This is a genomic window from Roseicella frigidaeris (genome assembly GCF_003258945.1).
Classification (GTDB): domain Bacteria; phylum Pseudomonadota; class Alphaproteobacteria; order Acetobacterales; family Acetobacteraceae; genus Paracraurococcus; species Paracraurococcus frigidaeris.
On record NZ_QLIX01000004.1, the window covers coordinates 149,161 to 160,379 of the forward strand.

Below are 11,219 nucleotides of genomic sequence, written 5' to 3' on the forward strand. Positions count from 1 at the left end.
ACGGGCGGTATGGCCGCCGCCGGCTGCCCCCATCTGTCTTGGAACCTGAGAGCTTACCCGCCCGGCCTTTTGAGACCGGTGGGATATCCCCTTCGGTGGGCGCCAGGATGGCGCCTCTCTCCAGATCGTCCTCGTAACGCGGTCCTGGGTGCCTGAGAGTTTCCTGGGGGGTTGCTCCTTCGGCGGCCTGCCCGATCCTGGAGGACCGGCAGGCTCTCTCCCGCGTCACTTGGCGGACGGCCACACCATGGCTGAGCCGGCTTGGCCGCGTCAACCGGAATTCTGCGCCCTTCTTGGGCTTTCAGTAGTCCAATCCCGAATTATTGCACGAAAAATAGTCTATCAGAGCATTTATGGACGCTTTATGTGCATACGCGCCGGAAATTCAGCGGCCGCGGCGCGGCGTCGTCACCGGGGCGGCCGCCTCGTCGGTGGGGCGCAGCGCGGCCATGCGGGGCGCGTCCCCGGTGATCGCCGCCGCCGGCGCGGTTGCCGCCTCGCCCGGCGCCGCCGCGGCGGCGAAGATCGCCTCCATCGCCCGCAGCCGCTCCGCCGCCTCGCCGTCGAGCGGCCCGGCCGCGAGGGCGATGCGCCGGATCTGCTCGCCGGCGCTGCGGACCGCCGCAGCCGGCACGCCCTCGAGCAGGTGCGGCAGCGCCGCCAGCGCCGCCTCCTGGTCCAGGCGGAGCAGGAAGAATTGCTCGCGCACCACCTGCTTCATGCCGAGCAGCGGCATCTCGTCGCCGATATCGGCCCGGATCCGCTGCATCAGCTTGAAGCTGCGCTCATCGGCGACGCGCTGCGACAGGCCGACATAGAGCAGGCTGCGCAGCACCGCCTCCCGCAGCCCGCCCGCCGCGAGGCGGCCGCGCAGGGCGGCGAGATGGCGGGCGATGGCGGCGCGCCGCTCCGGCGTCTCGCCCGGATGCGGCCGGGGCGGCGCGTCATCGGCGCGCAGCCCGGCGAGCGCCTGCAGGACCGGGTTGCCATAGGTGGCGTCGAACACCGCCTCGGCCGTCCGGTCGCGCAACTCGCGGTAGCGGTCGAGCCCGGCCTCGATCTGCGCCGAGACCATCCCCTGCCAGGCGAGGAAGGGATTGTCGGCCGCCGCCTGGTGGCGGTGCTTGCGAAGCTCCGCGGCCAGCGCCGCCACCGGGGCCATCAACGGGTTGTGGTCGGAGAAAAGCTCGTAGCCGAGCCGCAGCGGATGCATCCGCCGCAGCCATTCCGCCGAGGCGTCGCTGGTCCAGGGCTGGATCATCGGCTGCACCAGGCTGCGGTAGAGGCCGAGATTGGCGCGCGAGACCTGGGCGACGGTGGCGAAGCGCCGCTCCTCCGCCTCGCCGCCGCCGACGATGGCGTCGATGTCGCCGAGGTCGCGGGCGGCGAAGCGGGCGATGTAGTCGCCGGTCGCGGGATCGGCGCCCGGGGCGCCCGGCGCGGCATGCTCGATCTCCGCCTCATAGAGGCCGGGTGGCAGCACCTCGATGAAGTCGATGTTGGTGGCGAACTCGCTGTGTTCCTTGCGGGCCACCTTGCCCGAGACGAAGATGCCGAGATGGCCGACGCTCTCATGCACGGCATAGACGATGGTCTGGCCGTTGGCCTGGATGTCCTCGATGCCGCCATAGAGATCGGTGATCCAGCCGAGGGCCTGCGGCGGCGGCGTGATGTTGTCGCCCTTCGAGCAGAACACCACGATCGGCGAGCGGATGTTGCGCAGGTCGATGCGCGTGCCTTCGCGCGTCACCAGCTCGGCAGTCGCCAGCTTGTTGCCGATGAAGAGGTTGTCGACGATGAACTGGATCTCGGCGGCGTTCAGCAGGACGTGGCTGCCCCACCAGTGCTCGAAGGCCAGGTAGCGCGGCGCCTCGGTATCGACCTTGGCATAGAGGCCGTACTGCTTGCCCCAGAGCGTGTTGGCGGGGTTGAGCCCCTCGAAATTCTGCACCAGCCAGGCGCCGTCGAAGAGCCCGTGGCCGAGATCGCTGGTGAGGGCCGTCAGCCAGCTCCCGCCCAGCAGGCCGCCGCTGTAGCGCATCGGGTCCTTGCCATGCGTGCCGGCCCAGTAGGAGAGCGGCGCGCCGGCGACGATGATGGGGCCGAACAGCTCCGGGCGGATCGCCGCCGCCATCATGGTCTGCCAGCCGGCCTGGCAATTGCCGATCACCACCGGCTTGCTGCTGGCCTCGGGATGCGCCTGGCCGACATGCTCGACGAAGCGCAGCTCCGCCATCAGCACGTCCTCGAGCGTCTGCCCGGGCACCGGATGGCGCAGGAAGCTCACCAGGTAACAGGCATGGCCGGCCCTCAGCGCCACGCCGATCTCGCTATCGGCCTTGAAGCCGCCGATGCCCGGCCCCTGGCCGGCGCGCGGATCGACGATGACGAAGGGCGGCTTCCGCGGATCGATCGCCAGGCCGGGCGGCGGCAGGATCCGCAGCAGCAGGTAGTTGACCGGCCGCTCGAGATCCTGCCCGTCGAGCACCACCTCGTACTCGAAGGCGAGGACGTTGGGCGCCCGCTTGTTCCGCTCGGCATGGTAGCGGTTGCCGCGCTGGCGCAGCACGTCGAGGTTCAGGACGCCGCGTTGCCAGGCATCGACCATGTAGGAGAAGCCCTGGCGCCAGAGCTCGGCCCCCGCCTCGCCAGGGGCGATCCACGGTCCGCGCTGATCCATCGGCCTGCTCCCATGAAGGCATGGGCCGCCGCGCGGGCGTGCCGGTCGCGGTCCGGCGCCCGGCAGGGCCATATTGCATCGCAGCAATCGCGGTCGCTCAATTCGGCCCTTTCGCCGCCTGCCGCAAGCGAAGCCTGGCCGGCGCGGGAGACATCACCGCCTCGTGCAGGGCTCGTTGCGCCCGCCGCATCGCGGACCTCCGGCAGGCGGGCCATGCGGCCCCCGGGTGCCGAAGCCCGGCCGCGCGTTCTACACTCCCGCCCGTCCAGCATCCCCCAGCATCCCCACCTGGGGGGGCGGGCCCGATGAGGAGAGAGACGCCGATGACCGTGCAGACCGCATCCCGCACCGATGCCCTGCCCCTCATCCCGCACATGATCGCGGGCGAGCCGGTGCCGAGCCGCACCGGCCAAGTCTCCGAGGTCTACAACCCCGCGACCGGCAAGGTGACGGCCCGGCTCGGCCTCGCCGATGCGGCGGAGGTGGAGGCCGCCGTCGCCGCCGCGCGCCGGGCCGCGCCGGGCTGGGCCGCGACGCCGCCGCATGTGCGCGCCCGCGTGATGTTCCGGCTGCGCGACCTCATCGAGCGCGAGGCCGACCGCCTCGCCGGCATCATCACCGCCGAGCACGGCAAGGTGCTCTCGGACGCCAAGGGCGAGCTGACCCGCGGCCTCGAGGTGGTGGAGTTCGCCTGCGGCATCCCGCAGCTGCTGAAGGGCGAATACAGCGAGGCGGTGGGCCGCGGCGTCGATTCCGTCGCCATCCGCCAGCCGCTCGGCGTCGTCGCCGGCATCACCCCGTTCAACTTCCCGGCCATGGTGCCGATGTGGATGTTCCCCGTCGCCATTGCCTGCGGCAACGCCTTCATCCTCAAGCCCTCCGAGCGCGACCCGAGCCTCGGCAACGAGCTGGCGCTGCTGCTGCGCGAAGCGGGGCTTCCGGACGGCGTCTTCAACGTGGTGCATGGCGGCAAGGCGGCGGTGGATGCGCTGCTGGATCATCCGGGCGTGGATGCCATCAGCTTCGTCGGCTCGACGCCGATCGCCGAGTATGTCCACCACCGCGCCTCGGCCAACAACAAGCGGGTGCAGGCGCTGGGCGGCGCCAAGAACCACATGATCGTCATGCCGGATGCCGACATGGACCAGGCGGTGGACGCGCTGATGGGCGCCGCCTTCGGCTCGGCCGGGGAGCGCTGCATGGCCGTCTCGGTCGCCGTGCCGGTGGGCGAGCCGACCGCCGCGGCGCTGATCGAGCGGCTGCTGCCGCGGGTGCGGGCGCTGAAGGTCGGCCCCGGCACCGACCCCGAGGCGGAGATGGGCCCGCTGGTCACCCGGGCGCATCGCGACAAGGTGGCGGGCTATATCGATGCCGGCCTCGCCGAGGGGGCGGAGCTGCTGGTCGATGGCCGCGGCCTGACCCTGCAGGGCTATGAGGAGGGCTTCTATCTCGGCGGCACGGTGCTGGACCGGGTGCGGCCGGGGATGAAGGTCTATGACGAGGAGATCTTCGGCCCCGTCCTCTCCATCGCCCGGGCCGGCGACTTCGAGGCGGCGCTCAAGCTGGCCAACGACCACGAATTCGGCAACGGCGCCGCGATCTTCACCCGCGACGGCGATGTGGCGCAGAGCTTCCTCTCGCGCGTCAAGGCCGGCATGGTGGGGGTGAACGTGCCCATCCCGGTCCCCATGGCCTTTCATTCCTTCGGCGGCTGGAAGCGCTCCCTCTTCGGCGACTACCATGTGCACGGGCCGGAGGGCGTCCGCTTCTACACCCGGCTGAAGACCGGCACCTTGCGCTGGCCAACCGGCATCCGCGCCGGCGCGAGCTTCACCATGCCGGTGCTCGGCTGAGGCGGCCGCCGTCCGGGCGGGAACGCCCGGACGGGTGGAGGCGTCCCAGGGAGCGGAACGCCGGTGCCGCCTTCGGCCGGGGCGAGACCGGGACTGGTTGCCGGAACTGGTTGAATGAACAGCGCGTAATGTTAAAGGACGGCCGGGTCGACCCTCAGGGCGCGGGTGGAGACAGCAGTATGGCGATGGCAGACCTTTTCCCCGAGGCGAACGACATCCTCTCCCTCTCCCCCGCCAACAAGACCGAGCTGTTCGAGATGCTGGCAACGGCGATGGCCGGCCGCCTGCAGCAGCCGGCCGAGACGGTGCTAGAGGCGATCCTGGCCCGCGAGCGGCTGGGCTCGACGGCGCTCGGCCGCGGCGTCGCCATGCCGCATGCGCGCGTCGACTGGCTCGACCGGCCGGCCGCCGTGCTGGCGCGGCTGACCCGGCCGATCGAGATGGATGCCCGCGACGGCGAGCCGGTGGACCTGGTCTTCCTGGTGCTCTGGCCCGAGGCCGCCTCGGAGGGCTTCCTGCCGGCGCTGTCCAATATCTGCCGGGCGCTCCGCGACAACCAGCTGCCGCGCCAGCTCCGCCAGGCCGGCTCGGCGGCCGAGGCGCTGCGGAGTCTGCGGGCCGCCGACCAGCTCCTCTGACCGCCGCCCGGAGCCTGGCCGAGGCCCGCCCCACCCAGCCTTGCCGGAGCCGCCCGGGAGGGCCCTGCACCGAAGCCGACGGAGATCCCGGCGCCTGATGGACGACGCCATCTACCTCCTCGCAGCCCTCCTGCTGCCCTATGCAGGCGCCCTGGTCGCCACCCTGCTGCCCTCGAATGCCCGGCTGCTGGCCTGGCTGGCTGGCGGCGTGGCGCTGCTGACGCTCGGGATGGTCGGCCTCGGCTTCGCGGCGATCGAGGCCGGGCAGCTGCCGCGCTTCGAGATCGCCTGGGCGCCGGAACTCGGCCTCTCCCTGTCGCTGCGGATGGATGGCCTCGCCGGGCTCTTCGCCCTCATGGTCTCCGGCATCGGCGTGCTGATCGTGCTCTATGCGCGCTACTACATGTCGCCGGACGACCCGATCCCGCGCTTCTTCGCCTTCCTGCTCTCCTTCATGGGCTCGATGATGGGGGTGGTGCTCTCGGGCAACCTCATCCAGCTCGTCTTCTTCTGGGAGCTGACCAGCCTCTTCTCCTTCCTGCTGATCGGCTACTGGCAGAACGTCGCGGCGGCGCGCAACGGCGCCCGCATGGCGCTGACCGTGACGGCGGGCGGCGGCCTCGCCCTCTTCGCCGGCGTGCTGGTGCTCGGCCACATCGTCGGCAGCTACGAGCTCGACGCCGTGCTGGCCTCGGGCGACGCCATCCGGGCGCATCCGCTCTACGTGCCGGCGCTGGTGCTGATCCTGCTCGGCGCCATGACGAAGAGCGCGCAATTCCCCTTCCATTTCTGGCTGCCGCACGCCATGGCGGCGCCGACGCCGGTCTCCGCCTACCTGCACTCGGCGACGCTGGTGAAGGCCGGCATCTTCCTCATGACGCGGCTCTGGCCGGTGCTGGCCGGCACCGATGCCTGGTTCGACATCCTCTGCCCGGTCGGGCTGATCACCCTGCTGCTCGGCGCCTATGTCGCCATCTTCCAGCACGACATGAAGTCGCTGCTGGCCTATTCGACCATCAGCCATCTCGGCCTGATCACCCTGCTGCTCAGCCTGAACAGCGACCTCGCCATGGTCGCCGCGGTGTTCCACACGGTGAACCACGCGACCTTCAAGGCCTCGCTCTTCATGGCGGCCGGCATCATCGACCACGAGACCGGCACGCGCGACATCCGCCGCCTCTCCGGCCTCAACGAATCCATGCCCTTCACCGCCCGCCTCGCCCTGGTGGCCGCCGCCGCCATGGCCGGCGTGCCGCTGCTGAACGGCTTCATCTCGAAGGAGATGTTCTTCTCCGAGGCGCTCGACGTCGCCACCGCGCCGAGCCTCCTGCACGGCATCCTGCCGGTGGCCGCGACGGTGGCGAGCATCCTCGCCGTCACCTACTCGCTCCGCTTCATCCACGGCGCCTTCTTCGGCCCGCCAACGGCCGACCTGCCGAAGAAGCCGCACGAGCCGCCGCAATTCATGCGGGTGCCGGTGGAGGTGCTGGTCTTCCTCTGCATGGTGGTCGGCATCCTGCCCTCGGCCACCATCGGCCCGCTGCTCGACATCGCGGTGCGGGCGGTGCTCGGCGATGCCACGCCGCGCTACAGCCTCGCCGTCTGGCACGGCTTCAACCTGCCGCTGGCGATGAGCCTCATCGCCCTGGCGGGCGGGGTGGTGCTCTACCGCCTGCTCTACCGCCACCTGAATGCCGGGCTGGAGGGGACGCCGCTGCTCGGCTTCCTCGATGGCCGCCGCGCCTTCGAGCAGGTGATGGTCTTCCTCTCCTGGCGCTTCGCCCGGGCGCTGGAGCGGCGGGTGGCGACCGACCGGCTGCAGATCCAGCTCATGCTGCTGGTCTGCACCGCGCTCCTCGCCGGCACCCTGGCGCTGCTGCCGCACGGCCTGGCGCCGGGCAACGTGGCGATGACCACGGCCGATCCGGTGGTCGCCATCATCTGGGCGGTGGGCGGCGGCTGCGCCCTGGCCGCCGCCTACCAGGCGAAGTACCACCGGCTGGCCGCGCTGATCCTGCTCGGCTGCACCGGGCTCGCCACCTGCCTCACCTTCATCTGGTTCTCCGCCCCGGACCTCGCCCTGACGCAGATCCTGGTCGAGATCGTGACGACGGTGCTGCTGCTGCTCGGCCTGCGCTGGATGCCGCGGCGCATCGAGACCGCCGGCTCGGGCGCGCCGGTCGCCCGGCTGCGGCGGCTGCGCGACTTCGTCATCGCCGCCGCCGCCGGCCTCGGGCTGACCGCCATCTCCTACGCCATGATGACCCGGGTCTCGCCCGACGGCATCTCCCGCGAGTTCCTGAACCGCGCCTACAAGGAGGGCGGCGGGACCAACGTGGTCAACGTCATCCTGGTGGATTTCCGCGGCTTCGACACGATGGGCGAGATCACCGTGCTCGGCGTGGTCGCGCTGACCGTCTTCGCGCTGCTGCGCCGCTTCCGCCCGGCGCCGGAGAGCATCGGCGTGCCGGACCAGCAGCAGGGCGATGCCAAGGACTGGCTGCTGGTCCCCTCGGTGACCATGCGGCTGCTCTTCCCGGTCATCATCGCGGTGTCGATCTACCTGCTGCTGCGCGGGCATGACCAGCCGGGCGGCGGCTTCATCGCCGGGCTGATGCTGGCGATCGGCATCCTGGTGCAGTACATGGCCGGCGGCACCCGCTGGGTGGAGGACCACCTGCGCGTGCTGCCGCTGCGCTGGATGGGCTTCGGCCTGCTGCTCGCGGTCGGGACCGGCGCCGCCGCCATCCTGTTCCAGCGGAACTTCCTCACCTCCTACTTCGCCTATGCCGATCTCGGGCCGCTCGGCAAGCTGCCGCTGGCCAGCGCCGTCATCTTCGATCTCGGCGTCTTCGCCCTGGTCTTCGGGGCGACGGTGCTGATCCTCATCGTGCTCGCCCACCAGTCGGTGCGCAGCCAGCGCGCCGCGCCGCCGCCGCCGCTGGTCGAGCCGCGGCGCGAGCCCGCCATCGCAGGAGAGGACTGATGGAGCTCATCCTGGCCATCGCCATCGGCCTGCTCGCCAGCTCCGGCGTCTGGCTGCTCATGCGCCCGCGCACCTTCCAGCTCATCATCGGCCTGTCGCTGCTCTCCTACGCGGTGAACCTCTTCATCTTCAGCATGGGCCGCTTCCCGATCGGCGCGCCGCCCATCCTCGGCCCCGGCGGCCAGGGCGACCCGGCGAGCTTCGCCGATCCGCTGCCGCAATCCCTGGTGCTGACCGCCATCGTCATCAGCTTCGCCACCACCGCGCTCTTCCTGGTGGTGATGCTGGCCGCGCGCGGCCTCACCGGCGGCGACCATGTCGATGGGCGGCCGCGGCGATGAGCGGCTGGCAACAGCATCTCGCGGTCGCGCCGGTCGCCCTGCCGCTCCTCGTCGGCGCCATCATGGTGGCGCTGGACGAGCAGCGGGCGCGGCTGAAGGCGGCGCTCGGCCTCGCCTCCATCCTCCTGCTGCTCGGCATCGCGGTCTTCCTCGCGGTGCGGCTGCATGCCGGCATCGGGCCGGGCATCGCCGTCTACAGCCTCGGCAGCTGGCCGGCGAGCTTCGGCATCGTCCTGATGCTCGACCGCCTCTCCGCCCTGCTGCTGGTGGTGACGGCGCTGCTCGGCCTCGCCGCCCAGCTCTACGCCCTGCCGCGCTGGCAACGCATGGGCGCGCATTTCCACGCCCTGCTGCAATTCCAGCTCATGGGGCTGAACGGCGCTTTCCTCACCGGCGACCTGTTCAACCTCTTCGTCTTCTTCGAGGTGCTGCTCGCCGCCTCCTACGGGCTGGCGCTGCACGGCTCGGGCGTCGCGCGGGTGAAGGCGGGGCTGCACTACATCGCCATCAACCTTGCCGCCTCGCTGCTCTTCCTGATCGGCGTCAGCATGATCTACGGCGTCTCCGGCACGCTGAACATGGCCGACCTCGCCGCCCGCATCCCGCAGATGCCGGCGGCGAACCGGCCGCTGCTCGAAGCGGGCGCCGCCATCCTCGGCATCGCCTTCCTGGTCAAGGCAGCGGCCTGGCCGCTCGGCTTCTGGCTGGTCCCGACCTATGCGGCGGCGAGCCCGCCGGCGGCGGCGATCTTCTCCATGATGAGCAAGGTCGGCCTCTATGCCATCGCGCGGCTGGCGCTGCTGCTCTTCGGCACGGGGACCGGCGCCTCCGCCGGGTTCGGCGGCACCTGGCTGGTGGCGGTCGGCGTCGCCACCATCGCCTTCGGCGCCATCAGCGTGCTGGCGACGCAGGACCTGCCGCGTCTGGCGGGCGCCAATGTCTACATCTCCTCCGGCACGCTGCTCGCGGCCGTCGGCGCCGGCCAGGTCGGCGTCACCGGCGGCGCGCTCTTCTATCTGGTGAGCTCGGCGCTGGCGATCGGCGCCTTCTTCCTGCTGATCGAGCTGCTCGACCGCGGCCGCGAGATCGGCGCCGACGTCCTCGCCGTGACGCTCGAGGCCTATGGCGACGGCGAGGAGGAGGATGAGGAGGACGATGCCATCGGCGTTCCCATCCCGGCCACCATGGCGGTGCTCGGCGCCTGCTTCCTCTGCTGTGCGCTGCTGCTCGCCGGGCTGCCGCCGCTCTCCGGCTTCATCGCCAAATTCGCCATGCTCAACGCCCTGCTGAACCCGGCCGGGCTCGGCAAGGGCCCGGCGCTCATCCCCTGGAGCGGCTGGGCGCTGCTGATCGCCCTCTTCCTCTCCGGCTTCGCCACCATCCTGGCGATGACCCGCGCCGGCATCCGCAACCTCTGGGCCACCGAGGACCGCGCCGTGCCGCGGGTCCGCGCCATCGAGATCGCGCCGATCCTCATGCTGCTGCTCGTCTGCGTCGGCATGACCGTCGCGGCCGGGCCGGTGATGCGCTACATGCAGGCAACCGCCGCCACCCTGCATGCGCCGCAGGACTATCCGCGCCAGGTGCTGGGGCGGGCGCGATGACGAGGCTGCTGCCGCACCCGCTGATCTCGCTCGGCATCCTGCTGCTCTGGCTGCTGCTCAACCAGACCCTGGCGCCGGGGCCGGCGCTGGTCGGGGTCGCCGTCGCGCTGTTCGGCGGCTGGACGCTCGCCCTGCTCGACCAGGGCCGGCCGCGGCTGCGGCGCCCCGGCCTCATGCTGCGGCTGGCCGGGCAGGTGCTCCTCGACATCGCCCAGTCGAACCTCACCGTGGCGCGCATCATCCTCGGCAGGCGGGCGAACAGCAGCGCCGGCTTCATCCATATCCCGCTGGCGCTGCGCGACCCGCAGGCCCTCGCGGTGCTGGCCGCCATCCTCACCGCCACCCCGGGCTCGGCCTGGGTCGAATACGACGCGGAAGCGGGCTGGCTGCTGCTGCATGTCCTCGACCTCGACGACGAGGAGGTCTGGATCCGACTGGTGAAGGACCGCTACGAGCGGCCGTTGCTGGAGATCTTCGCATGACCCTGATGGTGCTGGGCATCTCCGTGCTGGTGACGCAGCTCATGCTGGGCGCGGCGATGCTCTGCTGCACCTGGCGCGTGCTGCGCGGCCCGCGGGCGCAGGACCGGGTGGTGGGGCTGGACGCGCTCTATGTCTGCGGCATGCTGCTGGTGCTGACCTTCGGCATCCGCTCCGGCACCGCGGTCTATTTCGAGGCGGCGCTGGTGATCGCCCTGCTCGGCTTCGTCGGCACCGCGGCGCTGGCCAAATTCCTGATGCGGGGGGAAGTGATCGAATGACGCCCGAGGCCGCCGCCCTGCCCTGGATCGTCGTCGTCCCGGTCTGCCTGCTGCTGCTGATCGGCGCCGGCCTCACCCTGGTGGGCGCCTTCGGCCTGCTGCGGCTGAACAGCTTCTATGCCCGGGTGCATGCGCCGACGCTCGGCACCTCCTACGGCATGGGCTGCATCCTGCTGGCCTCGATGCTGTTCTTCTCGGCCCTGGGGACGCGGCTGGTGATCCACGAGATCGCCATCGGCGCCTTCGTCATCCTGACGACGCCGGTGACGCTGATGCTGGTGGCGCGGGCGGCGATGCATCGCGACCGACTGGAGGGGCAGCGGGGGGTGCCCCAGGCGGCGCGGCCGGATTGATGCG

General features: G+C 71.1%; 9 protein-coding genes and 2 riboswitches. Of the genes, 8 read left to right on the top strand and 1 reads right to left on the bottom strand.

The window, feature by feature from the left end; genetic code table 11:
- Positions 1-31 precede the first annotated feature (31 nt).
- Positions 32-126: riboswitch (glycine riboswitch) on the bottom strand.
- Positions 127-129: 3 nt separating this feature from the next.
- A riboswitch (glycine riboswitch) is annotated at positions 130-233 on the bottom strand.
- Positions 234-385: 152 nt separating this feature from the next.
- Positions 386-2,680 (bottom strand): DUF3141 domain-containing protein, encoded by a 2,295-nt coding sequence (locus DOO78_RS07980; RefSeq protein WP_111469216.1) that lies wholly within the window; start codon positions 2,678-2,680, stop codon positions 386-388.
- 356 nt (positions 2,681-3,036) lie between these two features.
- Here DOO78_RS07980 and DOO78_RS07985 point away from each other — a divergent pair, with 356 nt between their 5' ends.
- The 8 genes from DOO78_RS07985 to mnhG all read left to right on the top strand — a co-directional run bounded on the left by DOO78_RS07985 (position 3,037) and on the right by mnhG (position 11,215).
- Positions 3,037-4,533, top strand: a complete 1,497-nt coding sequence (locus DOO78_RS07985; RefSeq protein WP_456309226.1) for a CoA-acylating methylmalonate-semialdehyde dehydrogenase — start codon at positions 3,037-3,039, stop codon at positions 4,531-4,533.
- A gap of 185 nt (positions 4,534-4,718) precedes the next feature.
- The gene (locus tag DOO78_RS07990) at positions 4,719-5,171 is read left to right on the top strand and encodes a PTS sugar transporter subunit IIA (protein ID WP_165838784.1); all 453 of its coding nucleotides are present in this window, start codon (positions 4,719-4,721) and stop codon (positions 5,169-5,171) included.
- A 97-nt stretch (positions 5,172-5,268) separates the two neighbouring features.
- Entirely contained in the window at positions 5,269-8,157 is a 2,889-nt protein-coding gene (locus tag DOO78_RS07995; RefSeq protein WP_111469218.1) for a monovalent cation/H+ antiporter subunit A, read from the top strand.
- A complete protein-coding gene (locus DOO78_RS08000; RefSeq protein ID WP_111469219.1) occupies positions 8,157-8,498 on the top strand; it encodes a Na+/H+ antiporter subunit C in 342 nt (113 codons plus the stop codon). The genes DOO78_RS07995 and DOO78_RS08000 overlap by 1 nt, the downstream gene beginning before the upstream one ends.
- Entirely contained in the window at positions 8,495-10,102 is a 1,608-nt protein-coding gene (locus DOO78_RS08005) for a monovalent cation/H+ antiporter subunit D (RefSeq protein ID WP_111469220.1), read from the top strand. Before DOO78_RS08000 ends, DOO78_RS08005 begins: the two co-directional genes overlap by 4 nt.
- Positions 10,099-10,584 carry a Na+/H+ antiporter subunit E gene (locus tag DOO78_RS08010; RefSeq protein ID WP_111469221.1) on the top strand — a complete coding sequence of 162 codons (486 nt, stop codon included), beginning with the start codon at positions 10,099-10,101 and terminating at the stop codon, positions 10,582-10,584. The genes DOO78_RS08005 and DOO78_RS08010 overlap by 4 nt, the downstream gene beginning before the upstream one ends.
- The gene (locus DOO78_RS08015) at positions 10,581-10,862 is read left to right on the top strand and encodes a K+/H+ antiporter subunit F (protein ID WP_111469222.1); all 282 of its coding nucleotides are present in this window, start codon (positions 10,581-10,583) and stop codon (positions 10,860-10,862) included. Before DOO78_RS08010 ends, DOO78_RS08015 begins: the two co-directional genes overlap by 4 nt.
- Positions 10,859-11,215: a monovalent cation/H(+) antiporter subunit G gene (gene mnhG / locus DOO78_RS08020; RefSeq protein ID WP_111469223.1), complete on the top strand. Its 357-nt coding sequence runs from the start codon at positions 10,859-10,861 to the stop codon at positions 11,213-11,215. Before DOO78_RS08015 ends, mnhG begins: the two co-directional genes overlap by 4 nt.
- The last annotated feature ends 4 nt before the right edge of the window (positions 11,216-11,219 follow it).